Origin of the sequence: Caecibacter sp. AF58-12pH5A (assembly GCF_027681725.1) — a bacterium.
Taxonomy (GTDB): domain Bacteria; phylum Bacillota; class Negativicutes; order Veillonellales; family Megasphaeraceae; genus Megasphaera; species Megasphaera hominis.
Genome location: NZ_JAQDBC010000032.1, coordinates 1 through 26,120, shown reverse-complemented (window position 1 = coordinate 26,120; position 26,120 = coordinate 1). Strand labels below are relative to the sequence as shown.

Annotated in this window: 23 protein-coding genes; 3 read left to right on the top strand and 20 right to left on the bottom strand. The window is 49.9% G+C overall.

Annotation, left to right across the window (positions count from 1 at the left end; genetic code table 11):
- The first annotated feature begins 221 nt into the window (after positions 1–221).
- Together PGX44_RS11410 and PGX44_RS11405 are read left to right on the top strand one after the other, a co-directional pair.
- Positions 222–872, top strand: coding sequence for an HAD family hydrolase (locus tag PGX44_RS11410; protein ID WP_498855472.1), 651 nt, complete (start codon positions 222–224; stop codon positions 870–872).
- A gap of 54 nt (positions 873–926) precedes the next feature.
- Entirely contained in the window at positions 927–1,715 is a 789-nt protein-coding gene (locus PGX44_RS11405; RefSeq protein WP_186504467.1) for a basic amino acid ABC transporter substrate-binding protein, read from the top strand.
- 50 nt (positions 1,716–1,765) lie between these two features.
- On the opposite strand, the gene PGX44_RS11400 is transcribed toward PGX44_RS11405, so the two are convergent.
- The 12 genes from PGX44_RS11400 to PGX44_RS11345 form a co-directional block, all read right to left on the bottom strand.
- On the bottom strand, positions 1,766–3,094 hold the full coding sequence (locus PGX44_RS11400) for a hypothetical protein (RefSeq protein WP_498855471.1): 1,329 nt from the start codon (positions 3,092–3,094) through the stop codon (positions 1,766–1,768).
- A complete protein-coding gene (whiA, locus tag PGX44_RS11395) occupies positions 3,069–4,016 on the bottom strand; it encodes a DNA-binding protein WhiA (RefSeq protein ID WP_498855470.1) in 948 nt (315 codons plus the stop codon). The genes PGX44_RS11400 and whiA overlap by 26 nt, the downstream gene beginning before the upstream one ends.
- Positions 4,017–4,021: 5 nt before the next feature.
- Positions 4,022–5,380 carry a gluconeogenesis factor YvcK family protein gene (locus PGX44_RS11390; RefSeq protein WP_498855469.1) on the bottom strand — a complete coding sequence of 453 codons (1,359 nt, stop codon included), beginning with the start codon at positions 5,378–5,380 and terminating at the stop codon, positions 4,022–4,024.
- Between the two features lie 16 nt (positions 5,381–5,396).
- A complete protein-coding gene (gene rapZ, locus PGX44_RS11385) occupies positions 5,397–6,305 on the bottom strand; it encodes an RNase adapter RapZ (RefSeq protein ID WP_186504470.1) in 909 nt (302 codons plus the stop codon).
- A gap of 12 nt (positions 6,306–6,317) precedes the next feature.
- Positions 6,318–7,133: a Cof-type HAD-IIB family hydrolase gene (locus PGX44_RS11380; RefSeq protein WP_498855468.1), complete on the bottom strand. Its 816-nt coding sequence runs from the start codon at positions 7,131–7,133 to the stop codon at positions 6,318–6,320.
- The gene (locus tag PGX44_RS11375) at positions 7,105–7,521 is read right to left on the bottom strand and encodes a hypothetical protein (protein ID WP_498855467.1); all 417 of its coding nucleotides are present in this window, start codon (positions 7,519–7,521) and stop codon (positions 7,105–7,107) included. Before PGX44_RS11375 ends, PGX44_RS11380 begins: the two co-directional genes overlap by 29 nt.
- Before the next feature lie 101 nt (positions 7,522–7,622).
- Positions 7,623–8,168 carry a DivIVA domain-containing protein gene (locus tag PGX44_RS11370; protein WP_186504472.1) on the bottom strand — a complete coding sequence of 182 codons (546 nt, stop codon included), beginning with the start codon at positions 8,166–8,168 and terminating at the stop codon, positions 7,623–7,625.
- Positions 8,169–8,231: 63 nt separating this feature from the next.
- A complete protein-coding gene (locus PGX44_RS11365) occupies positions 8,232–9,017 on the bottom strand; it encodes a YlmH family RNA-binding protein (RefSeq protein WP_186504473.1) in 786 nt (261 codons plus the stop codon).
- 18 nt (positions 9,018–9,035) lie between these two features.
- Positions 9,036–9,536 (bottom strand): cell division protein SepF, encoded by a 501-nt coding sequence (locus tag PGX44_RS11360; protein WP_498855466.1) that lies wholly within the window; start codon positions 9,534–9,536, stop codon positions 9,036–9,038.
- Positions 9,537–9,553: 17 nt separating this feature from the next.
- On the bottom strand, positions 9,554–10,237 hold the full coding sequence (locus tag PGX44_RS11355) for a YggS family pyridoxal phosphate-dependent enzyme (RefSeq protein ID WP_186504475.1): 684 nt from the start codon (positions 10,235–10,237) through the stop codon (positions 9,554–9,556).
- Positions 10,238–10,347: 110 nt separating this feature from the next.
- Positions 10,348–11,172 carry a peptidoglycan editing factor PgeF gene (pgeF, locus tag PGX44_RS11350; RefSeq protein ID WP_498855465.1) on the bottom strand — a complete coding sequence of 275 codons (825 nt, stop codon included), beginning with the start codon at positions 11,170–11,172 and terminating at the stop codon, positions 10,348–10,350.
- Positions 11,172–12,905, bottom strand: a complete 1,734-nt coding sequence (locus tag PGX44_RS11345) for a radical SAM protein (RefSeq protein ID WP_498855464.1) — start codon at positions 12,903–12,905, stop codon at positions 11,172–11,174. The genes pgeF and PGX44_RS11345 overlap by 1 nt, the downstream gene beginning before the upstream one ends.
- A 176-nt stretch (positions 12,906–13,081) precedes the next feature.
- On the opposite strand from PGX44_RS11345, the gene PGX44_RS11340 reads away from it, so the two are divergent.
- Positions 13,082–13,288, top strand: coding sequence for a hypothetical protein (locus tag PGX44_RS11340; RefSeq protein WP_186504478.1), 207 nt, complete (start codon positions 13,082–13,084; stop codon positions 13,286–13,288).
- A gap of 52 nt (positions 13,289–13,340) precedes the next feature.
- Here PGX44_RS11340 and sdaAA read toward each other — a convergent pair whose 3' ends face one another.
- From sdaAA to PGX44_RS11300, 8 genes are all read right to left on the bottom strand, one after another.
- Positions 13,341–14,228, bottom strand: coding sequence for an L-serine ammonia-lyase, iron-sulfur-dependent, subunit alpha (gene sdaAA, locus PGX44_RS11335; protein WP_498855463.1), 888 nt, complete (start codon positions 14,226–14,228; stop codon positions 13,341–13,343).
- Positions 14,229–14,237: 9 nt separating this feature from the next.
- Positions 14,238–14,897 carry an L-serine ammonia-lyase, iron-sulfur-dependent subunit beta gene (gene sdaAB, locus PGX44_RS11330; RefSeq protein ID WP_498855462.1) on the bottom strand — a complete coding sequence of 220 codons (660 nt, stop codon included), beginning with the start codon at positions 14,895–14,897 and terminating at the stop codon, positions 14,238–14,240.
- Between the two features lie 13 nt (positions 14,898–14,910).
- Entirely contained in the window at positions 14,911–18,588 is a 3,678-nt protein-coding gene (gene addA / locus PGX44_RS11325; RefSeq protein ID WP_498855461.1) for a helicase-exonuclease AddAB subunit AddA, read from the bottom strand.
- Complete coding sequence (locus tag PGX44_RS11320; protein ID WP_498855460.1) at positions 18,575–21,988, bottom strand: PD-(D/E)XK nuclease family protein; 3,414 nt, start codon at positions 21,986–21,988, stop codon at positions 18,575–18,577. The genes addA and PGX44_RS11320 overlap by 14 nt, the downstream gene beginning before the upstream one ends.
- 340 nt (positions 21,989–22,328) lie before the next feature.
- Positions 22,329–23,237 carry a 4Fe-4S cluster-binding domain-containing protein gene (locus tag PGX44_RS11315; RefSeq protein WP_186504224.1) on the bottom strand — a complete coding sequence of 303 codons (909 nt, stop codon included), beginning with the start codon at positions 23,235–23,237 and terminating at the stop codon, positions 22,329–22,331.
- Between the two features lie 242 nt (positions 23,238–23,479).
- Entirely contained in the window at positions 23,480–24,235 is a 756-nt protein-coding gene (locus tag PGX44_RS11310; RefSeq protein WP_498855459.1) for an IclR family transcriptional regulator, read from the bottom strand.
- A 123-nt stretch (positions 24,236–24,358) separates the two neighbouring features.
- A complete protein-coding gene (locus PGX44_RS11305) occupies positions 24,359–25,399 on the bottom strand; it encodes an ADP-ribosylglycohydrolase family protein (protein ID WP_498855458.1) in 1,041 nt (346 codons plus the stop codon).
- 238 nt (positions 25,400–25,637) lie between these two features.
- Positions 25,638–26,120: EF-Tu C-terminal domain-related protein (locus tag PGX44_RS11300; RefSeq protein WP_498855261.1), on the bottom strand; the 483-nt coding region annotated here is incomplete at its 5' end.

Below are 26,120 nucleotides of genomic sequence, written 5' to 3'. Positions count from 1 at the left end.
AACTTTTGAAAGAGAAAGACTGAAACGTTTCATTTCGTTTCCCTCTCGTTCAACAGCTTGTTTATTATAGTACTGAATGCCATACCTGTCAAGCAATATTTTTCTTTTTTTTCTTATAGAGCAACGGAAATGTCTTGTCTTTAGTGCGTATCCTATGTATAATTATGAATGAACTTGTTCTTATTGTATGGTATATCCCTGATTTCGGGGAAGGAAGGAGCATGTCCCCAGTGTATAAGGCCTACGTATTTGATTTCGATTATACTTTGGTCAATTCGGAACAAGGCATTGTCATGTGCTTCGAAATGCTGCTCCGCGACGAAGGGTATCCTCCTGTTCCCAGGGCTAAGATTTGCAGTACCATTGGTAAAACTATGTTTGATGCCATGTCGATTTTGACAGGAGAAACAGATAAAGGCCGTTTGGCTCGTTTAATTCGTCTTTATAAAGTAAACTACTCCGATTATCACATGACACCAAACACCCACTTGTACCCGCAAACGAAGCCTGTTCTGACATATCTGAAAGAACAGGGTGCCCTCTGCTGTATTGTTTCCACAAAGACGCGGCACCGCATCAATCAGACGCTCGAACGGGAACACATGGAACCACTCATCGATCTGGTTGTGGGCATTGAAGATGTGCCTGAGGCCAAACCTGCTCCCTATGGCATACAAGCAGTACAAAAGCAGTTTCATCTGCAGCCTGCCGATATTCTCTATATCGGCGACAGCCTGATCGATGCTGACACAGCAGTCAACAGTGGTGTTGACTTTGCTGCCGTAACGACAGGTGCTACGCCGGCTGCCGCATTTTCTGACCGGCCTCATATACAGATTATGAGTGACCTCAGTGAGTTGTGCCGGCTTTAATTCAAGTACATTTATATATGAGGATCTGATTCCTCACAGAAGGAGTGACTGACAATGAATAAGAAATACGCCGCTATGATCGCCGCCTCCCTCGCCGCCGTTACCTTAATAACCGGCTGTGGTGGCACAGGTTCCACAGACAAAAAAGATGCCGCTAAGGACCAGAAGACATTAATTCTCGGTACGGAAGCAACCTTCCCGCCATTTGAATCCGTTGAAAACGACAAAATCGTCGGTTTCGATATTGACCTCATGCAGGCAATTTGCGACAAACTGGGCTATAAGATGGAAATCAAGAATATCGGCTTTGATGCCCTGATTCCTGCTCTGCGCAGCGGCCAGATCGACGTCATCGCTGCCGGTATGGATGCTACACCGGACCGGAGAAAACAGGTCGACTTCACGGACGTATACTATCACGGCGGGTATGTCATCGTTGTTAAGAAAGACAACACGACCATTACGGGCTATGACAGCATTGCCGGCAAGACCGTCGGCGCTCAGGTAGGTGCCAAGGCTGGCGAAATCGCTGCTGACCATGGTGCTGTCTTGAAACAGTTTGACACGAACAGCCAGGGCTGGATGGAACTGGAAGCCGGCACAGTGGACGCCATCTCGATCGATATGGCCGTTGCCCAGGATTATATTAATCACGGCGGTGCCGACAAGATCAAGATCGTCGGCGAACCGGTCACCTCTCGTGGTGTTGCTATGGCCGTCAGCAAGGACAAACCGGAACTCTTGAAACAAATCAACGATACACTGACCGAATTCAAAAAAGACGGTACGTACAACAAGATCTACAAAAAATGGTTTGGCGAAGAACCGAAAAACCAGAACTAAACTTTATCTTACACAAAAGGCAGCGCCTGAGGCGCTGCCTTTTTTCGTTTTTATTTAGATGTCGGATCGTCATCGTGCCAGAAACGATGGCTGATCAGAGGCTGACTGTTGTCTTTGCCCTCTCCTGCCTGCGTGTTTGCATGGTCTTTATTATTCTTCTGGTCTTGCTGTTGCTGCTGTGCCTGCTGGCGGCGCTGTTCTTCTGCTGCCCGGCGGGCTGCTTCTTCCTGACGCCGTTGTTCTTCTGCCTGTACCGTATTGACGGCTGCCTGCAGTGCCGTATCCGGTACAACCAGGATGCGTACCGGCAAATTGGCAGCGCCTGGTGGCATGAGATGAATCGTCACCTCCGTGCCCGCTTTGACAGAGTCCAAATATTCCATAGCATACGCGTCATTATAGCCCATCGTCAAGCTGTTGCGCGGCAATTCGACAATCTTGTTGACTTGTCCCTGCTTCCCATCCAGATAACTGATTTCTGCAACGCCGGCATATTCGCCGCCTTGAGAGTTAAAGTAGAAGTGGAGATTTCCTTCTCCTTTGGTTTTGGCATCAATCGTATAGTCGAGACCATAGTTGCCTACATCCTCAGAAAGACGGTTATCGATGGCATCATAGCCGCGCAGAAAACGGTCCTGACGGCCGTCGGCAATGACGATATAGCCGATTCCTTCACTGGTTGAATAAGGAATCAGTGTCTTTAGGAGACGGTTCATGCCAGGAAATGTACCCCGCAATTTCACAGCATCGCTGGCAAGATACTGCTGTTTCTTTATAAAATCAACGGGGTCGGCAGCCGCCGGCATGATGACAGCCGAAATGTGCATGTCTGCATCGGTTGATACATTGACGATGCCTGAAAAGAGCTGATCCGGCTGCACGATAATGTGATTGAGCTTTTCCCCTACGACAGCATAGCCAAAAGGCGGAACTGTAATCTTATTAAACGTCGGATGGCCTTCGTAATATAAGGTAGACAGTTCCTTTCCTACATCATAATAGGACGTTTCCGGTTTGGCATAATACACACCGCCTAAAGTAAGATCCTTCGCTTCTGACGACGGATTGTACGCCATGACGACAATCTTGCGGGGATATTTGTTTTGGTTTACATGATAAAAATAGAGGCGCACATCACCACTAACTTTATCGACATACAAAATGCCGTCCTGTTCCGCATATTCCGGGCTGTCCGAAAAGAGCAGTGTCCCTGTATCCCGCGGTGCCGTCATCGCAATGGGCAGCATACGGCTGCGCACTACCTCCGCCATCACAGCAGGATCATCGGCTGAATACGTACGGGCCTGGGACACGCCAAGGGGCAGCAAAATAGCTGCACAGGCCAAGAATAGTTTATGTAAGATCTTTGTTTTCCTCATGATGTAATTCCTCTATCTCCTTAGCAATATCTGCTATTTTTTTGAAACGATGCGAAAGGCCCGATTTGGTCAGTCCTGACATAGCTGCCAATTCACCCATGGTCGCTTCCGGATTAGCCAGCCGCAATTCGGCTGCTTCTTGCAAACGCAAGGACAGTTTCCGATATTTTCCGGACTGGCGGATGACTTCAATATCCCGGGTCTGCCGTACGGCTGCGTCTACAGTTTTCTGTAAATTTGCCGTTTCGCAGTTTACGACGCGGTTTACATTATTGCGCATATCCTTAATCACACGGACACTTTCAAACTTCAGATACGCCTGGTCAGCGCCGATTTGCTGCAAAAAGGTAGAAACGCCATTGCCGTCTTTAATATAGACGAGGTAGGCTCCCTTCCTGTCTGTCATTTTAGCAGATAAATGAAAATGATGCATCAGTTTTAGCAATAAACGGGCAAAGCCTTTATTCTCCGTTACCAGTTCCAGGTGATAATCTCCCTGAGGCCGGTTGACAGAGCCGCCGCCCATAAACGCACCGCGAAGCAGGGCCCGGCGGCAGTCATCACGCCGCAAAGCCATTCCTTGCAGGGCTTCACTGGCCGGAAAGAGATCGAGCTCCTGTAAGCACGCCGTACTGGCGGCGCTAGGAGGCACACGTAAGATATAGTAATTTTTTTTCCGCAACCGTAGTCCTTGCCGCACGAGGACTTCCGGACGAATAGAAAAGGATTTACGCCACATAGACAGAGCCCGCCGGGCGACAGCGTTGTTGGCTGTACTGAATTCCAGTCCTACAGCTCCACCTGAGCCCAGGATTAACGAACCGCCCATACACAACAGTGCCGCCAGTTCGGCAGTGCGACAGGCGGCATCCTCTGAGTCCATGTGAGCAACTTCATTTTTTACCTCTTCGGCAAAAGACAAGGGGCTCACCTCCTTGGGTGTTTGAGATTATATCGTTTCAAATAGTAATGGAGTAATTCCGGTGAAAGGTCTGTGCGCAAGGCATTGATCAGATCAAAGAGAACGTTGGCCAATTTTTTTGTGTTATGAGTGGCGCCAGTCTCATGATCCACCAGATCGGCCTGAATCAGTGTCGCACCGGTTTCATTGATTTCCCGCTTATCAATGATGACGGGATGCTGTCCGGCTGCAGCATATTGCTGCAAAATAGCCGTATCAATGTCACCGTTATTGGCCATGACGAAATCTATAATAGGGCCGCCGGCATACCGTTCGATGGCCTTAATATGATCGGATACAGTATAGTCATCGGTTTCCCCCGGTTGGGTCATGACATTACAGATATAGATCTTATTAGCCGAGCTGGAGCGGATAGCCGCAGCAATTTCCGGAACCAGCAGGTTCGGCATAATACTCGTATACAAACTCCCCGGTCCCAGGACGATAGCGTCTGCATCACTAATCGCCTTGACAGCAGATTGGATAGCCCGGGGCTTTTCCGGCGTCGTAAAGACACGTTTGATTTTACCGTGCTCCCGTGCTTTTGGAATTTGTGATTCCCCCTGCACAATCGTACCGTCAGCCATTTCCGCGTTGAGGAGGATTTTATCGGCTGACGAGGGAATCACCTTGCCACGCACTTTTAATACTTTGCTCGTCGCATCCATGGCCCCTTCTACATCGCCGAGTACTTCAATGAGGGCGGCAATGAAAAGATTGCCGAAGCTGTGACCGGTCAAATTGCCACTGCCGCCAAAGCGATGGGCAAAAAGTTTTTCCATGAGACCTTCTTTATCAGCCATGGCAACAAGACAGTTGCGTAAATCTCCAGGGGCTATGATATCCAGATCCTGGCGTATCCGCCCGGACGACCCGCCATCATCGGCCACAGTAACGACAGCCGTGAGGTTATAGGTTTTGGTCTTAAGGCCCCGGAGCATAACCGAAAGACCCGTGCCGCCACCGATGACGACTACTTTAGGTCCCTTCGTCAATTTTAGATTGGAAAGGATCAGTTCACTGATATTCCCGGACTCGTTCGGTACGACTACGTCCAGCATCGTCCGGATCAGCCGGCGTGTCGACCAGCCCATGACGACAATCCCCAAGATCAGGATGACGATGCCCAGACTGGCCAGAACCGTATAGTTATAATGGCCCGTCGCTTCATAGAGCATGCGGAAGGTCCACTCTTCGATTTGCCCGATCCATTGATAGTTAAAGGTCAGGACAATACCGAAGCTGGTACACATCATGCCCAGGCCGAAGAGAAACAGCCAGCGTTTGATATGCAGGCCGGGATGAAGCCACTTAAAAAAATGCACGATATGACACCTCCCGTTATACGTCTTCCTTTTCGTAACCCGGCGCGTCTTCTTCTACGTCATTTTTGCTAAGGTCCCGATGTTCAATATTGACATCGACACCGGCTTCTTTCAAATGGCGATACATTTCTTCAGCCATGCAAACGCTGCGGTGCATGCCACCGGTACAGCCTACGGCAATGACGAGCTGGCTCTTGCCTTCGCGTTCGTAGTTGGGCAGGAGAAAATCAATCATGTCAAACCATTTTTCCTTAAAGGTCTGCGTTACCTGGAAGCCCTGCACATAATCGCGCACAGCCGGCACACGGCCTGACTTATGGCGATATTCATCGACGTAGAACGGGTTGGGCAGAAAACGGACGTCTTCTACTATATCCGCATCAATAGGCATACCATGCTTAAAGCCAAAGGAAACGACCGTCACGGTCATGGTTTTCCGGCCTGTACCGAAGGCATAGCGCTTGCGCAGCATATCCCGCAGCTGGCTGGTTTTCAAATTACTCGTATCGATGATAAAATCAGCCCGGTTGCGCAGCATAGCCAGGCGTTCCCGTTCTTCAGCAATGCCTTGGCTGATCCGGCCATGCTGGGCCAGCGGGTGGATACGCCGGGTTTCTTTATAGCGGTTTATCAGTACCTTATCCGATGCTTCCATAAAGAGAATTTCATAGGAAACACTCTGCTTTTCCAATTCCTGCAGCGCCTGGGCCATCGCATCAAAAAACTGGCCGCCCCGGATGTCGGCAATCAGTGCAACGTGACGAACCCGTTCGCCTCCCTTGACGCACAATTCCGCGAATTTCGGAATCAATACAGGAGGCAGGTTATCAATACAGAAATATCCCATATCTTCCAGCACTTTCATGGCCTGGCTCTTGCCAGCACCTGACATGCCGGTAATAATTATCAGGTGAAACGGGTCCATAAGGTACCTCCTTTATAAGACGAATTTCTCAATAGCCTTTGCTACGCCATCTTCATTGTTGGATGCAGTCACATAATCTACCTTTTTACGTACTTCCGGTACAGCATTGGCGACGGCTACGCCGAAGCCGGCTTCTACCAGCATTGGCAGGTCGTTCATGCCATTGCCAAAGCTCATAACATTATCTGTCGTGATTCCATAAATATCGCACAGCCGTTGTAAGCAAACGCCCTTTGATATCCCCTTGGGCACGATTTCCAGGAACGTGGGTTTGGAGCACATAATATCAAATTTCCCGGGCATGGCGGCTTCTATTTCTTCAGCGCGGCGCAGTAATTCTTCATGTTCATCGCAGGACAAGAGCTTGTCCGGTGCGCCCTGTGGAGTGTAAAAGGCATCGCCGCAAACGACGGCATGAGAATGGGTAATCCGTTCATAGTCTGCGACCCAGTGATTATACGTAGCTACGCGTAAGACGTCATCAATATACGATTGCATCATCCAGCCCTTTTCCTTTGCCATGGCCAGAACCTGTGCTGCATCAGCCTGGGGGATGGGATGACTGTAAAGAATTTTTTTCGATTCCAGCGTCTGAATAAGGCCGCCGCCAAAGAGCATCATCGGAATATCACCCAGACCAAGCATACGGCCATAGGGGCTGGCAGTCGCATACATACGGCCTGTCGCAATCATGATATGAATGCCTTTGTCCTGTGCTTTCTTAATCGTCTGCAGCGTATAATCCGATACGGTTGTATCATCACGGATCAACGTGTCATCTAAGTCAATTGCGATCATCTTAATCGGATACTTTGGTGTTGCTGTCATTTGTTCCCTGCCTCCAGTCGAAAGGAATACCTGCCGGTTCTTCCTTCGTTACAGTATTTGCTTTATCTGTATAAGTTAAATCATCAGCATATTCCTCTGCCAATTTATCAATTTCTTTTTGTTGTGCTGCTGTAGCACGTGCCCGGTTCTGCAACGCCGTAGCGATCATATCCCGTAATTCTACACGGCTCAGTTCATAAGCCGGCGAAAATTTCGACATATCTGCACCGGTCAGCCCGGCCTTTGTCAAATCCCTGGCATACGTATATTCCCAGCTGTGCTGTTCTATGGCAGCAAAAGGATTCGGTGCATACGGATTATACGCCATTACCGTACTACCGGCACAAAGAGCCAGCGCAACTAGCAGCAGTCCCATACGTTTCATCATCGGTACTCCTTTCCTGCCTGTAGTCCGTGAAAAATAAATACGCTCCCTAACCTGCTGCCTGATAGTCAGCTACGAAAGAGAGCATACCCGTGTAAGTTCAATTATTCTGCGGCTTTTCCTTCCGCCTTATTTTCAGCCGGTTCTTCCGCTTTAGTTTCCGGTGCTGCCGCAGCGTCATATGCAGTGGTGCTTTCCAGTTCTTCATCAGGAACGATATCATCCAACAAGCGCAGCTGGCTGGACAGGATATTGCGGCATTTCGCTTTAAACGTATTGATCTGAGCCTTCATCTTATCCACATCCTGCTGTGTTTTCTGCAGGCTCAGCGTCGTTTCGTCCATCATTTTCTTCTTTTTATTTTCTGCTTCCTGTAAAATTAAATCGGCTTCCTTGCGGGCTGATACTTTTACATTTTCTGCAGTTTGCTGGGCCAGCATAAGCGTACTGTTCATCGTAGCTTCCATCTTTTCATACTGTGCCAGCTTATCTTGGAGTTTTTCACATTTTTCTTTTAACTCGCAGTATTCCCGGTATACCTTTTCATAGTCGCCGGCCAGGTCGTCCATAAAGGCGTCTACATCTTCTTCGCTATAGCCGCGAAAACCGCGTTTAAATTCCTTATTATGAATATCCATTGGTGTTAACATGATATGTTCCTCCTAAATTCCCGACGGCTTATAGCCTGCTTTATGCCGTTCGGAACCGCCTTGCTATATGTAACGCTTCAGCAGTACGCCAATCCGGCCCTTACGGGACGTGCCCGTAATTTCCGCCAATTCCATCCGGCCCTTGCCGCGCAGGGAAATAACATCCCCTTCGCGTACTTCCTGACTCGGACTCTTGGCAGGCTGCCAGTTGAGCTGTACCCGTTCTCCCTTGATGGCTTCTGCCGCTTTCGTCCGGGAAATACCAAATCCGGACGAAGCAATCGCATCGAGACGCAACGACGCAACTGTCGTCTTTATCTCTTTAATCTTTTCTTCTTTCGGGGCAATATCAGACAAAGGGATCTCTTCTACCGTGACGTGAACCATGGCGATTTTCAAAAAGTTTTGTTTCAGATACTGTAATAAGGCCGCTTCGGCCAATATGACAGCACCATCATCATGCATAATGATATCACCAAAACGGCTCCGGTCAATACCCAGACCCATAAGCGATCCCAATACGTCGCGATGGCTGAGTAGCCGGTACCGGGCATCCCAGGAGACACGGCAGGCCACGATGCCAAAATCGACAGGACCTGCATAGTCATCGCGCACAAAAGCCAGACGAACCCGTTCTGCCCCCTGATAGCCACCGGATACTTTTAGCACTAGTCCGGGAGCAGAAGCCTGGATCGTTTCGCCAATCTGCACAGCACCTGGCGAGACAAATTCACTCACCGCATAGGGTCGTCCCTTTTCCGTGTTTTCTGCCAGATCGATCAGCCGTGCTGCCAGCTCACCATTGTCCGTCCCTTTATAGTATCGAATTATTCTGTCTCGATTTTTCACACAAACGCCTCACATCTCTTATTGCTTTTGATTGCCGCCTTCAGAATCCTTCCAGGCCAGCTGGGCTGTAAAATCACCGTATTCATGTTTGCTGTGATCTACAGTTACATTGCTGGGTACACAGAGAAAGATATCCTTGCCAACTTTTTGGATATTACCGTCGAGGGCATACGTTGCGCCACTGACAAAATCGACAACCCGCTTGGATGTATCCGGCGAGGTACCTTCAAAATTGATAACAACCGGTTTGCGGTCCCGCAGGAAATCAGCAATGCTCTGGGAATCGTCAAAGGACTCCGGTTCGACAATCATCATCTTTAAGGGCCGTTCCATCTGTGCCGCTCCCAAAGCAGGACGCCGGCTTTGTGCTACTGCCCGATGGGATTGACGGGGTTCTTCTTCCATTTCGTCGTCTTCTTCAAAGTCTTCGTCCGTTTCGTAGATATCGTCATCATCTACACCGCCGCCTACTTTGCCTACTGCGTTGTTCCACATTCTTCTTAATCCCTTTAATGCCATGGTTGTTATTATCCTCCTTAATAATTACGTGGCCCAAAAATGGCAGTCCCTACACGCACCATATTGGCCCCTTCTTCGATTGCTATTTCAAAATCATGTGTCATGCCCATCGATAAATAACAGATCTGACCTTCAGAAAATTTCTTCTTCATATCTTCATACAGCGCATGAGCAATGCGGAAAACAGGACGGACTTCTTCCAGATTTTCTGTATTCTGTGCCATACACATGAGGCCGCGTACCCGGACATGGGGCATTTCCTTTGCCAATTCACAAAGCTGGGGGAACTCTTCTACTTCCACGCCTGATTTCTGTTCTTCCCGTGCCACATTGACCTGTAGCAGGATATCCTGTACCTTATCGATTTTTCCGGCTTCTTTGTCAACGGCCCGCAGCAAATGCTCCGAATCGATGGAATGGATCAGATCAAAATGGGCTACAGCTTGCTTTGCCTTGTTCGTCTGCAAATGGCCGATAAGATGCCACGTCAAGTGATTATCGGGAAATGCTTCCATTTTCCCTAGTGCTTCCTGTACGCGGTTCTCACCTACATCAGTAACGCCACACGCCGCTGCTTCTATCATGCATTCTACAGGATGATTTTTCGTCACGGCAATCAACGTAATTTCATCGGTTCTATGTACCCGGGCGGCAGCTTCGGCCATACGTGTTCGTATTGTTTCAAGATTTTCTTTAATCAACTATATCCCCCCGTTGTATCTGTAAAATATAGCACTTATTTTATTATATATACTACAACAGATAAATGCTAGTAGTTTTGCTTACCTTTTAAAAAAAACTCGCTCGTCTTTTACCTCCCCGGCGTCAGCATAGCAAACGCTCCCATCCGTCCGGTAATACTGTGGTCCCGGCGATACGAGTAAAAACGGTCTGCCTCTTCATAGGCACAGGCTGTAGTCACATCGATATGCTCCGCCTGTACACCTGCGTCGACGAGCAATTGCCGGTTGGCCTGCCAAAGGTCCACCTGTATCTGTCCGGCGTCCGTCGTATACACACAGGCAGCGTAGTTTTTCCCCAGCTGGCGAAAAGCATCAGCCGTGCTTTCACTGACGGCAAAATGGGACCGTGAAATGGACGGGCCTACATAGGCCAGGATGTCTCCCGGCCGCGAGCCATAGACGCTTTCCATAGCAAACACTGTCTTAGCAGCCAGACGGGCAGCCGTACCGCGCCAGCCATCATGGACGACAGCACAGGCCTTTTGGACCGGATCGAACAGGATGACCGGTACACAATCGGCAATGCACAAAAAGAGCATGGCTCCCGGCACATTCGTCATGAGCGCATCTGTATGGGCGAACGCGTCGGCATAACTGCCGGCACCGCGGCCGATTTCCGCTTTTCCTACGGCGACGACATGATCAGCATGAACCTGCTGGGCTGTTGTCAGCTGATTCAGGCTGGCACCTGCATGAGCACAGAGGCGGCGCCGGTTTTCCAGCACAGCCTGTATGGAATCGCCAACGTGCAGCGCCAGATTTAATGAATGATACGGTGCCTGGCTAACACCGCCGTTGCGGCCGGTGGCGCCATGACATAAGCCAGCCTGATGAAGGAGTTCGCTTTCTTCCCAAGCCAGGCCATCTGCGTGTTCAAGCCAACGTGTTCCCATCAGTTACCTCCACAAATATGACAACGGCGGCAGCCATCAAAGCACGGCCGCGTATAGGCCCCTTTTTCAGCCTGACGCAGTTCCTGCGTCAAATAATCCGGCACCAGGCCATTGTCGAGTGTATCCCAGGGCAGCAGTGCTTGCTCCGGACGCTTCGTATATAAGAAAGCATCGACGTCGAAGTGCATTTCTTTCGCAGCCCGTTTCCAGCCTTTAACTCCGCCATAGGTGTGGGCCAGTAATAAAAGCTGGCCTACGCGCCGGTCACCGCGAGAAAGTACGCCTTGGATGTAACACTGCCGCAAGGGTTCAGCCAAAATTTCGATGCGTTTATCATGTGCCAATCCTTTACGGATATGATCCAAGCGTTTTTCTACCGTTTTCTTATCGGTCATGGCCATCCACTGGAAGGGCGTCATCGGTTTGGGTATAAACGGATTGATACTCAGGGTAATCCCGGCACTATTGCCAATAGCGTCCATATGAGCCCGTACGCGGTGTGTCATGTCGATAATACCTTGTATATCTTCATCTGTTTCCCAAGGCAGGCCAATCATGATGTACATACGCACCTTATGAATACCCGCTGCCGTGCAGAGATCAATGGAGTGCAGCAGATGCTCCTCGTTAATCCCCTTATTGATGATATTGCGCAAATGGTCACTGCCTGCTTCCGGCGCCAGGGTAATCGTTTTCTGTCCACTTTCCGCAATCCCCTTGACGATAGTCGGCGTAATCGAATCGGCCCGCAGGGAGGCACAAGAAAAGGCCAGCCCCTGGTCACGGATAAAGGTAACCAGCTCGTCAATGTAGGGATAGTCGGAAATAGCCGCGCCCATAAGACCTATTTTCTTGCCCAGTTTCTTGCCTCGCAGGACAGCCTCCTTGACGTATTCCTGGGGCCGTACGCGCGGCCGCCGGTAACAATAACCGGCCATACAGAAACGGCAATGCCGGCCACAGCCCCGGGCAATTTCAATGAGGTACATGGCACCAAATTCCGTATCAGGCGTTGCAATAACCGTTTCACCAGGCTTTGTCAGTTCGTGCCACTGCCGCCGTACATGCTCCGGCGCGCCTGCTTCCGGCACGATAGCTGTCAATTCACCGTCCTCATTATATACGTGCGTGTAGAGTGAAGGTACGTATACACCGTCCACCTGTGCCAGTCGTTGTAAGAGCTTCTGCCGGGTCATTCCCGGTTCGGCCTTCGCTGCCAGCCAGGCATCCAAAAAGGCATGGATCAGGTCTTCCCCTTCTCCTACGAGACAGACATCAATGAAAGGTGTCAAGGGTTCAGGATTAAAGAAAGCTACAGGGCCGCCCATGACGACCAAGGGATCATCATCCTGCCGCTTAGCCGCTTCTACAGGCACGCGGCCTTGTTCCAAAATAAATGGCACGTTAAAATAATCCATTTCAAAATTAATAGAAAAACCAATAATTTCGAAATCACAGAGAGGCCGCTGGTTTTCCAACGTCAGCAAGGGAATGTGGTCTTTGTCGTACAGCTTTTGCAGGTCCTTATCAGGAAGAAAGGCCCGCTCACATTGAAAGTCGCCACGCCCATTGACCTGCTGATAAATGATTTGCAGCCCCAGATTGCTCATGCCCGTTTCATACGTATTGGGGTAGCAGATGGCCATCGTATGACGGCTGCCAAAGGGATACCGCACATAGCCCGTTTCCCGATCAAGCTGATCCGTCAATTTCTTTTCTATTTGCCAGCGCATATCCTGTCTCCTTTCATCGCGTCGTTGCGTGTCTCTTATTGTAACACACTGCCTAAAAAGTGGCTAGTAAAAACGCCGCTTCCGTTCTTGTCAAAGAATAGCCTTTATAGTAGAATATATGTATATGTAAACAATTACAGTGCAGGGTAAATTTTTATTAAAGGGATGATCCGTACATGAAGCAGAAATGTGTTGAATTGAGCCAGTTTGAGTGCGAGTTGATCGTTGCTTTCGCACGTCAGCCGAAAACAGCTCCTGTTTCAACAAGTTTATGCCGTGCTATTTTCCGTCGTTTAGAGGGCAAGCCGGCATTTGCCAGAACCACCGTAGAAGTACATGAAAAGAGCAGCGTAACTGTTCATCCGGTCGCAGCGGAAAAATGATCAGCTCTTTAAAAATCCCCCATCTCGTGATGGGGGATTTTTTATGTCTCATTTACGCATTTCTCATTTCCTGCTCCAAGCGCTTGGCCGCCGCGATTCCGGAAGGCGTCCGTGCCAAACCGCCATCAGAGGTTTCTTTTAACGCTACCGGCATCATCCTGCCAATTTCCGCCATGGCTTCGATAACTTCATCGGGCGGAATCATACTGCGCACGCCGGCCAGTGCCATTTCGGCTGCTGCAAGAGCCATAACTGCCAGGCAGGCATTGCGTTTGACACAAGGCACTTCAACCAGGCCGGCAACAGGATCACAAGCCAGGCCGAGCGTATTTTTCATACATAAGGCCATCGCTTGCAGGATGGCATCGTTAGAACCACCAGCCAGCTGCGTAGCTGCAGCCGCAGCCATAGCAGCTGCCGTGCCACATTCAGCCTGACAGCCGCCTACAGCCCCGGCCACGCAGGCATTGCGGGCCACGACCTCACCGATTCCGGCTGCCGTAAATAAAGCGTCTACGTTAGCGTCTTCTGACGTTCCCAGTGCTTCACTTACAGCCGTCAGTACAGCTGGCACAATACCGCAGGAACCGGCTGTCGGGCAAGCGACGACTTTAAACATTTTGGCATTAGCCTCACTGACAGCCAAGGCATATACTTCTGCCTTACGGGCCATAGAACCTAGCAGTTTGGCCTCTGTGTGGGCCATTTTATCGGCATCGCCACCGACGAGACCACTTACGGACGTACCCGTATCGGAAAGACCGGCATCGATGGATTCCCGAAAGACGGCCAGTCTGGAAGCCATGCGCTGCCGTATGACAGCTTCGCTTTCTTCAGCTGCTTCCATTTCATGATGGACAATGACACCGGCCAGGGTCAGCTTATGTTTTTCCGCCTGCGCCTGTAATTCGGCCAGTGATTTATATTCGTATTCGTACATGACATCCTCCTATAACGGCGACAAGGTAACAACACTTTTGATCGCAGAAATATTGCGGATCAGATTGATGATTTCTTCCGGCACGGGGCTATCTGTGCAAACAATCATCACGGCATCTGCGTGTTTACCACTGCGGAAGACCTTCATGTTAGACACATTAATATGTCCAATAGCCAGAATGGTCGTCGCTTGGGCAATGATCCCAGGCTGATCATGGTGCAGTGTAATCAGCGTGTGTTCTTCGCCGCTAAGAGATACATCAAAGCCATTGATCTCACGAATTTCGATCTTGCCGCCGCCAAGAGACACACCCAGTACTTCCGCCTGGGCCCCGTGTTTTCCCGTCATGGCAATGCGCACCGTATTCGGATGGTTCACTTCCGCATCAGAACGCTGCAGTGTAATTTGCAACCCTTCTTTTGCTGCCAGCTCAAAGGAATTGCGCAACCGCGTATCATCGGCAGAAAAGCCCAGAAGGCCAGCTACGAGTGCTTTATCTGTGCCGTGCCCTTTATACGTTTTTGCAAAAGAGCCGTATACGGTCAGCGTCGCTGCTGCCGGTTCATCATGCAAGATTTTCCGGGCCATCAGACCAATTCGGGCAGCCCCGGCTGTATGGGAACTGGAAGGTCCGATCATGACGGGCCCGATAATATCAAATACACCCACGTTTTTTCTCCTTTCAGGTCAAAGAAATACTCTTGCCTAAGTGCAAGCTGTAAATATAGGTTTCTTTCACAGGGCAGTGACTGATCTGCTCTGTTGCCGCTTTGTAAATATCCAGCTGGATAGCATAGCGCTGGCGAAAGGCTTCTTCCGTCTCCAGGTGGTCTGTTTTATAGTCGACGAGAACCCACGCATCGCCTTCTTTAAAGAGGCAGTCAATAATGCCCTGTACCAGTATTTCTTCCCCCGCCTCTGCATCAGCCAGAAGCCCCCGGGCCGGCAAGAGTACACTAAAAGGATATTCCCGGTGTACCTGGGGCGATGCAGCCATGCGCTGCCCCAGGGGGGACTGGCAGAACGACAGCAATTCCGGCAAGCGTAAGAGCTTTGCCTCTTCAGCCGTAAAAAAGCCCTGTTCCTGCCACTGCTGTACCTGTTGTTGCAGGTCCTCCAGCGTCAGTACATGCTGCAGCTGCAAATGCTGCATGGCCTTATGCATGGCCGTGCCACGACGGGCACCGGTAACCTGGTCTTCTTCCTCCTGCAGCCACGGCGGCAGTTCGGCAAATACGTCGTCATCTTGCGGCTCCGTTCCTGCTCCCGGCGCAGCCAGTTCCTCTGCCTCTGCCAGTTCTGTAAAGAGGCGGCGCTGATACTGCTCTTTAATTTCCGATACAGAATATTTGGCAGCCGTGTGAGTAGCCTGTGGGTAGTCATATTGCCAGGACAGCGTCTTATCGAACCAGGCCGGCCAGGCAATACCTGTAGGCTTGCCAGCCTGCACACTAGCCAGGAGAGAATCCGTTTCGCTCTCCCTTTCTGCCACTGCCTGTGGCGTAACACTACGATGCAGCGTTACCTGCCAAAGGCCACGGCGCCACGTTCCATCTAAGCCGTTGAGGACGCTTTTATCCATTTCCTGCCATTCGTCCTGGCCGGCAAAAAGGGGCATGAGCCAATCCAAATACGTGCGTCCCTGGGCCGGGTCCAAATGCTGCTGCCAATGTTCCCACGTCGTTTCCAAATGGTTGACACTGCCTACCATAATCAGTTTGTCCCTGGCCCGGGTCATAGCAACGTATAAAATACGCTGTTCTTCCGCCCGTCCTTCCCAGCCCAGCTGTGCTTTCAGACCATTCCAAATGAAGGTCGGTGTCGAAATACGCCACTCACTGTCAAACTGCCTGAGGCCTATGCCCAAGGTCTGATGCAGCAAAATATCCCGGGACAAATCCCGTTCATTAAACTGCTTGCCCATATCGGCAATGACGACCACTGGGAATTCGAGGCCCTTGCTCTTATGAATGGACAAGATACGGACGACATCTTCTCCTTCTCCCAAGACCTTAGCCGGCGCCAGGTCAATCTCATCGTCCTGCATCTGGTCAATGAGCTGCAGATAGCGGAACAAGCCGCGATAACCGGCAGCTTCGTACTGCCGGGCCCGTTCGTACAGGGCCTTTAAATTCGCTTCCCGTACAGCCCCGCCGGGCATACCGCCGACGAAGTGCAGATAGCCCGTATCCTGATAAATCTGGTAGAGCAGCTTGGCTACGCTGTTGCGGCGGCTGAAGGTACGCCACGTTTCCAGAGATTGGCAAAACGCCTGCAATATCGCTGCCCGTTCGGAATCAGCCAGGCCCTCTATATAGGCAGGCAGATTCTGCCAAAGCGTAGACGGACCGGCAAGACGCAGGGCCGACAATTCTGTTTCATCCAGGCCGACTAAGGGAGAGCGCAGCACCGCTGCCATAGGCAGATCCTGTTCAGGATTATCGATACAGCGCAGGAGAGACAACATCACCTGGACCTCAATGGCCGCAAAATAGCCGCCGTTTTCATCGGCATACACAGGAATGCCGGCAGCCTGCAGGACTTGGGAAAGAACCTGGGCTTTATCCTTTACAGAACGCAAGAGGATGACCATGTGGCGCCACGAAAGAGGTTCCAGCGTACCATCCTTGCGCTGGACGCAGCGGCCTGAATCATACAGGGCCCGCAGGCGCTGGGCAATGAGCCAGCCTTCCTTTTCAAGGTTCGTCATTTCTACATTTTCTTTTAGCGCTGCTTCGTCACTGTTCGCCCGGCGCAGCTCATCGGCAAAGTCCGTACTGTCCCGGTCCAGCAGATGTACCTCTACGGTGCCGCCGAGCCAGCGTTCATCCGTACAGGGCGGCCGGCCCGGATAGAGCTTTTCCCGTTCTCCATAGGTCATGCCGGCAGAGGTTTCGGTCATTACATTTTCAAAGAGTTCGTTCACCGCCGCAAGGACCGTTTCGTCACTGCGGAAATTGCGTGCCAGATCAATACAGCGCTGAACCGCTGCCGGATCGCGGCTATACGCCTGGTATTTCGATAAAAACAAGGTGGGATCGGCCAAGCGGAAGCGGTAAATACTCTGCTTGATATCGCCGACCATGAAGCGGTTGTTTTCCCTGGATACGAGCTGGGCGATCATTTCCTGTACGCCATTGGTATCCTGATATTCATCCATAAGTACTTCCTGAAAAGTCTGTCGCAATTCTTCTGCCGCTGCCGACGGAATGACATGGTCCGGCGTCGACGCAGGATCACGCAGGATCTGGAGACACAAGTGTTCCAAATCGTTGAAATCGACCCAGCCCTTTTCTTTCTTGGCTGCCCCATAGGCTGCAGCAAAGTCGCAGGTTACCTGCACCAGCCCTTTGACATAGGGCTGCAACGCCCGGAGACTCGCAAGCCACGCTTCATCGGTGCCGGCAAAAAAGGTTTCTACTAAGGTGTTAACCTGATTTTTTACTTCTTTGCGCACAATATCCTTGCAGTAGTCCCAGCGGTCTTTTTCCGGTGCCTCCAGTTTGCGCAGGGATACAATACGTGTAAATTGTATCGCCTTCATAGCCAGACGCAGACCCAGCCAGGTTTCTTGATCGTACGCATTCTGTAGCATCTGGCATTCTGCTTCCATCTGTTCACGGCCCGTATCGAGGCGGACCGAAAAAGCCAGGCTGTCAATCGCCTCGTGCAAGCGGCGGATACACGACGCCAGCTGTACCTTGACATAGCTCATAATCGGCTGACACCACGGCAAATCATCAATGGTAGTCTGAGGTCCCAGATCATAATTAGCCGCACTTTGTTCCAGCCAATAGTCCGGCCAGGGCGAACTGCGGGAAAAGGTATATAAGCGGATAATTTCATCCATGAGCGCTTCGTCGCCATGTTCGTCGCCAAACATTTCTGCCAGGGGATACAAAACCTGGGCCTTCTGTTCGTCTTCATAATATTGTAAAAAGAGCTCTTCCAATACGCGATGCTGCAACAGGATCAGCTCTTCCTGGCCGGCAACAGTAAAACTGGGATCAATATTGATACGATAGAAATACCGTTTGATGACAAACTGGCAGAAGGAATGGAGCGTTGAAATATGAGCCGAAGGCATGAGCGCCAGCTGCCGTTCTGCCATGACCGTATTGCCACTGGCCAGTTCTTTTGCCAGCGCTGCGGCAATACGTTCCCGCATTTCTGCAGCCGCCGCTTTGGTAAACGTAACGACGAGCATTTCCGTAATATCAAGGGGCTGCTTAGCATCGAGGAGGCGGCGGATAATCCGTTCGACCAAGACGGCCGTTTTGCCGGAACCGGCTGCGGCTGACAATAGCAGGGTTTGCTGGCGGCTATCAATGGCCGCCTGTTGTTCCTTAGTCCAGGCCATGTTTTTCATCTCCTTCCTGCTTAATGCGCGCAATAAGTTCATCAGCACTGAAATTTGCTACGAGTTCGTAGCAATTGTCGCGCGTATGCGGGTCAAAGGCACAGACAGCATGATACGCGCAGTAGGTACAACGGCTCTGATTCTTCAGCAAAAGGGGCATAATAGAAATATCACCGGCGGCCATGCGGCCGGCAATATGAAAGATACGTTTTTCTGCCAGCTTTAAGGCGCTAAGCCACCATTCCGCAGGATATACCGTATTCCAGGAGGTCGTCAGTGTCCCGTCCTTCTTGACATTCAGATTCACAAAGGACGACGCCTTTTCCATAGACGTATCCAGGCTGGCCATGAGCTCCGGATTATCCAGATAAAAGCCTTTCATCCGGTGTTCCTTATTGTACAATTCTTCCTTTTCCGTCCGGTCCAGCAGGGAGTTGGCCGTTTGTTTTTTGCTGCGTACATAGCAGTACAAAATAGCTGCCGGCAACGCCGGAGGCTGGGTATTGCGCAAGGCCACATCCATGTAGGTCAAGAGCTGTAATTCAAGACCTGTATAGATTTTCCCCAAATCGAGAACCGTATGGCCCGATTTATAATCGATAATGATGACATACGTAACGCCATCTTCACAAAACGTGTCTACCCGGTCGATTTGCCCCGTGACAATAACGTCTATGCCATTAGGCAGGCTGAATTCCAAGGCCGGCCAAGCCTCGGCGCCACGGCCAAAGCCTTTTTCTACAGCAGCCATATGGAAATTGGAAACAGCATTAAATTCACAAAGACGGCTTACTGTCCGGATGAGCACTTGAATAAGCCGTCCTTTAATTTGTACGAAGTAGGCATTGGACATGAGAATATCGTTCTGAATATGCGGTGATAATTCTTCTACCACCTGCAGACACAAGGGCGCTATTTCTTCTTTTTTCAAATCATGCCACTGCCGCCCATCCTGAAGGAGCCAGGCGCCCATACGCCGCAGTGCTTCGTGAACGAGCACGCCCAGGTCAGGGGCCGTAAAGCGCTGCAGCCGTCGTTCTTCCAGCTTCAAGCCGTATTGGGCAAAATAAGCAAAAGGACATTGCCTGTAGCTTTCAAAGCGGGTGACTGAACCGACAATCTTTCCTTTAGGTGCATAGAGGCCGCGTACAATGGGCTGGGGCAATATACGGGCCTTATTATGATAGAACAAACCTTGTACAGCCTGTCTGGCCGCCGTACCATAGCCGTGCGCCAAAGCCCAGTCGTAGAGCGACCACCATAGATCATGTACCGGTTCCTGCTCTACAGCCGGACGCAGCATGACTGGCAGGTATTTCAAGGCTTCCGGCAGGGAGACAATATAATCCTGTGCAGTGGCCAACGTAATTTCATCCATTTCCCGCCGCACTCCGGAAACATAGCCCTTATCGAGGAGCTGCTGGATCCACAAAGATGGTGACAGGGCATCTCCCTGTTCATCGGCTAAGGCGTAACTCAAATAGACGCGTTCACTGGCCCGGTGGACAGCCAGATAAAAGAGGAATCGTTCCTGGAGAGAACGGAATCGGCTGCCCGGCCCCAAGGTAAAACCGGCACTATTCAGAGCCTTTCGTTCCGTATCATTCAGCAGTCCTTCGTCACCACTATGCTGGGGGAAGACACCATCATTAAGGCCACAGACAAATACAATGCGGCCGCGCATCGTGTAGCCACGTTCGATGGACGTTACCATAACGTGGTCGAGTGTCGGCGGAATGACGCTGAAGGTCATAGTCCCCAGTCCATCCTCTACCATTTGGGAAAATTCGTCTACATTTGTCTCGTCAGCACCGCAAAGGGTGACGATTTCATTGAGAAACGCCAAGAGCTTTTTCCATACCTGTTCATGCTCTTTGCTCTCTAACGTCCGTCCTGCAGCGTCATCGTCCTGCCGCCACTGGCGCAATACGTCCGGCACGCCAAGGTGCTGCAAAAACTGATACAACAGGGTACACCAATCACGCAGGGTTTTTGCCTTCTGTGCCGCCTGCCAATAGGGAATTACCAGATCGCGTACACGCTGGCGCAGGCCATTGATTTCTGCCAGCGCCTCTTCTGTTTCGCTATCGGCCTTGTCCCCGGTCTGAAAATACGGGCGATAATAGTAGGTCCACGCAGCATCGCGCAGCCAATGACGGCCTGTAATTCCGTTAGCCAGGCAATAATTTTCCAGAATATCTACTTCATGCCGGGATAGGGGGAACAGATCCGTTTTGAGCAGGCGGGATACCGATTCATGAGACCAATTAGAGCGCAGGAGAGCCAAGAGCGAAGACACGACGGCTACGGCCGGATGGGACAGCATAGGCCGCCGATAGTCTGTAAAACAGGGAATACCGTAGGCCGGAAAAATACGTTCTGCAATCGTATCATAGAGACCGCTGGCACGAGTCAGAACGAGAAAATCACGATAGCGGTACCCATGCCGGACCAGGCGCGAAATACGCCGGGCAATGGCATCGATTTCTGTATTTCTGTCCAGACATTCCGAAACGATAACTTCCTCTACAGGTACATCCTGTACAGCCGGTACAGGCTCAAAAAAGCCATCTGTAAAGCGCCTTACGCCTGTAACCTCCGGATCAGGCAGCGTTTCTGTTTCCAATTGGGGAAAAACCTTGCGCAGCGTCCGGTACACATCCCAGGGACGATGAAAGAGCGCCGTATCCAGTGACTGGCGTTGCAAATGTTTGGCATCCATTGCCAGAGTAATCGTCAGGGATACGGCATGCTGTTCGATCACCTCGAGAACTGTGAGCTGCTCCGGTGTAAACCATTGGAAACCATCTACCCAGACGCGGGCTCCTTGCAAAAACGAGTAATCCGGCAATTCCTTTGCCAGCAAGGTCAGCGTATCATCAACACTGCCAAAATGGTCTGACAAAAAGGCCAGATATTTTTCGTACAAGATAGAAATATCTGCCAGCTTATGTGATAAAGTGAGACTATCCAAGGTTTCTGCAGCCTGCTTCAAATCTTCCGGCGTAATACAGAAAGAGCGGCATTCCATTAGAAACTGGCCCATAGTTGTCACAAAATTGGGCTGTTGTGCCGCTGTCCTAAGGACAGTCAATTCTTCCCCGTACTGCCGCAGCAGCCGCTGCAAGATGAGGTGCCGCGATAGCTCAGATAAAGATTCGTGTTCTTTGCCACGTTCCTGAAACACTTGAAAGGCCAGGCGGGAAAAGCCAAAAATTTGGGTTCCCATAAAGCCCCGGCCTGGCGTAGACGCGGCAAAACGCCGTTCTACACTATAGGTTGCCTGATCAGGCACTAAGAGAATCGCCTGGTTTCCTTGGTCTGCCCAGGCTTTAATTTGCGAAAAGCAGTATTCTGTTTTGCCACTGCCGGCCTTGCCGAAGAGAACCGTAACCGCCATAGCCGTTCCTTCTTTCTATAAAAAATTGGACCTATCCATTCACGTAAACCTATTTTATCATACCTGGGCAGAAGACTGCTATCCTCTATAGGTGGGGGATGAATACCCTTTTTTGAATAAAATAACAATCATGAAATAGAGTAATATGATATATAACAAAGCATATGGGCGATAGAAATCCAAAGGGGAGGTGTATAAACCATGTACTAATGGTTACGCAACAAATCAAATCCTCTGCGCACGGACAACGTCCGCTAGAAAAAAGACAAAAAAATAGGGTAATGACAGAAGCGTTCCCCGTCATTACCCCAAATCTTCTCTCAGGATGGTTGCCAGCCTGTTAGCCGTTCTGCGGCCGGTATCGCTGAAGCCATTTTAAATCATAGGGCTCATAGGTTACATTCGCATAGGCATCTACATCCATGACAGTGCCATCCCAGTCAGAATGGATAGCACCCGTTTGTTTAATCAGGATATCATATAGGATATTATACGTTACACCGGTTACCGGATCCGTTTCCACGATCGTGCTGTACGGCAAGGTTTTGTGATAGGTCAATTCCATGCCCTTATAGTCAAAGTGGAAACCACAGCGCATACGGCAGCCATCCAGCCCCGTATAGGTTGCAATTTTCTTCAAATCATGAAGAATCTTATCGCCTTTTTCCTCATACAGGTTATCCGGCGTCGTCGCCGTATAGTCAAAGCGGAATTGTACAGACGCGCCGGGAATCTTATAGAACCGGTCAAGATATGGGACGAGTTCCCGCGCCGGATAGTCTTTATACAATACGCAATTAATACGGAACGGTACAGCCAAGCGCCCTAATAAATCATCATTTGATTCCACTACATAGTGCTGCATATGGCGGGACACATTGATGCACGTAATCTTATCCTTGTTCCGTTCTGTAAATTTGACAATATCGTCTTCACTCTGAAATTCAAAGACAGGCAGTGTCGTATTGATATATACCTTGTGCGTCGCCGGAATTTCATCCAGCATGACCTGTAAGGCTTCCAAATTAGCAAAAGGTTCTCCGCCGGTAAAGACGAAATCACAATACGGTGTAATCTCATTCATCCGTTTAATACTGGCACAAATCTTTTCTACTGAAAAACCTTCCGGATGGGCGTACTCTGCCTTATTGATACAAAAAGGGCAATGATTACGGCAATTATACGGTACAAAGATAGTAACGGTAGCTCCGCCTTCCCGCGTTTTGTATGGATGTTTTTCTGTGTTCATAGTGGTTGCAGCATTGCTCACCTGCGTTTGGATCATATAGTTATTCGCCTCATATTCTAGTTATTCTGATATATTGCATCCTATAATAGTGTTACCCCGAACAAAAAGATAGATACTTCTGTACGGGGCAACAGGATATACAAAAAGCATAAGCGTCCATAACCATTTTATCATAAAAGACTAGGTCGTCAAGTGGACGGATCCGACTTATAGAAGTCAGCGCTTCTAAGCAGTATACAATTTTACATACTCGTCAATGCCTGGGAAATCTCTTGGGCCGTTTTCTGCACTTCCCGGATAAGGGAAGGCATCGTTTCTTCTGTAATACGGGAAATAGATCCGGATACGCTAATGGCTGCCACAATCTTTCCCTGGAAAAAAATAGGTGCTGCTATACACGTCATGCCATTTTCCACTTCTTCCCGTTCCACAGCATAGCCCTGACTGCGTATCTTCTTTAATTCTTCCAAGAGGTCGTCCCAGTCGGTAATCGTATATTCAGTCATGCGCTTCAAATCACAGCCTATATACTTTTTCACATAGTCTTCCGAATAGGCCATGAGACATTTGCCTGAAGCCGCACAATAGCTGGGCCGCACGGCACCTACAGGCGGGGCTACATCAATGGAGTGACTCGATTTTATTTTTTCCAAAATGACATGCTGTGGATACGGGCCATCAATCCGTGTCAGTGCTGTCATGTGAACGCCTTCGTCACATTTTAAAGCCAATGCCTTGGCATACGGATAGGCAATCTTTTGAATCGATTGTTTTTCCTTAAATAACATGCCCAGAGAATAGAGTTCCAGACCCAGCCAGTACTTGCCATTTTCTTCACTTTTACGGACAAAGTCATGCTGTTCCAGTGTGTCCAAGGTACGGCTGACAGTACTTTTATGGAGATTCAGCTTTTTACTGATTTCCGTTACGCTCAGAGGCGTTTCATATTGAATAAATAAATGTAAAATGCATAGTGCCCGGTCTATCGATTCTATCATAGTATTCCTCCACATCTGTTGCGATGTTCGCAATAGTTATTGCACACAGCGATTAACCTATCTATTTATTCATTATATAGAAAAGCAAACGCCTGTCAAGAGACCTGGTCAAGAGAAGCTGCCTCAATTACGCTGTAAATTTGCCTGCAGCAGATTATCTGCCAGGCGGGTCAGCAAATCACTGCATTCCAGTTTTTGCAGCCAGCTGTGTGGCACAGCTTGAGCGCCATACATAGTCCCGGCCATATTGCCGCATACGGCACCACAGGAATCACTATCCCCATCCTGATTGCAAGCCATGATGACGGCATCCTTCAGCTTTTCTGTCTTTAAGAGGCAGTAGAGGGCCAATGCATATGCCTCTTCAGCTACCCAGCCCTGACCGATCCGTTTCATAGCCCGCCACGGTTCCCGGTCAGTCACGGCTTCATCGACAGCCCGGACAACAGCACTTTTTACATCTTCATAATACTTATGTTTTTGCAGGATCCGCAGTACTGCCGGTATCGTTTCAACCAGAGGCTTGCCTTCGCTAAGGAGGGCAACAGAGGCACTAAGCATACCTGCCGAGAGGTATCCTGACGGATTACCATGGGTCAGACTGCCGGCCTGGCAGCCTACAAGAAAGGCTTTTTCCGGATCGCCTGCATAATATAAGCCTACCGGTGCAGCACGCATGATAGAACCACAGCCTTTACTATTATTATTAGCATACTTACGTTCCGGGCAATCATTTTCTGCCAGAGCCTTGAGGCAGGTTTTGCCCTGAATGCGCCGGGCATAGAGATCCGGTTCTTCCATGACATTATAATTCCAGACTCTTTCATGGTCCTGCTGTTTCATCCAATCGGCCTGATCGGGACTGACCAATTCTTTGGTCTGCGTATAATACCAGCGCATATAGGAACGATATAAGCCCTCCCGTGGCGCCAGGTCATCGTGCGCAGCCCATAAGAGACCGTCAGCTGTAAAAATAGACATCTGCGTATCATCAGAGATAATGCCTTTGCGGTCATTTGACTCAAGTTTGAGAACAGTCCGCAGGCCATAGGAGCCAAACTTTTTATGAATCGTATATAAATCGTCAAATTCGATAATATAGCCTAAGGCATCGCCTGTAGCCCCACCGAGCATGCAGCCCAGGAAGCGGTCACTCATATCCATTTTTACACCTCCATGTAATCCATTTCGTACGCTTTAGTTATAAATTAATTATAAAAAGCATTTACTTTTTGTATATATTATTATATTATATAAAATTACACTCTTATTATAACAAAAATATTAGTAAATTTGCAATAACCCGGCAGGTCATTTCCCTCGGTCTGCCTGATAGTAAAACAAAAAATCCCCTTTGCAGTTATCAGACTGCAAAGGGGATGGCGTGTATTACATAAGGTTTTTAGCCTTCGATTTCGGATACAACGCCGGCGCCAACTGTACGGCCGCCTTCGCGGATAGCGAAACGGAGACCGGCTTCGATAGCGATCGGTGTGATCAATTCAACGTCCATTTTGACGTTATCGCCAGGCATGCACATTTCTGTGCCTTCCGGCAGCTGGATTACACCAGTTACGTCGGTTGTACGGAAGTAGAACTGCGGACGGTAGCCGTTGAAGAACGGTGTATGACGGCCGCCTTCATCTTTTGTCAGGACATATACCTGAGCTTTGAATTTCGTGTGCGGATGAATCGTGCCCGGTTTTGCAAGTACCTGGCCACGTTCGATTTCTTTACGGTCAACACCACGGAGCAGAGCGCCGATGTTGTCGCCAGCTTCAGCGAGGTCAAGCAGTTTACGGAACATTTCTACGCCCGTTACTACAGTGTTCTTCGGTTCGTCAGCCAAGCCAACGATTTCTACTGCGTCGCCTACTTTAACCGT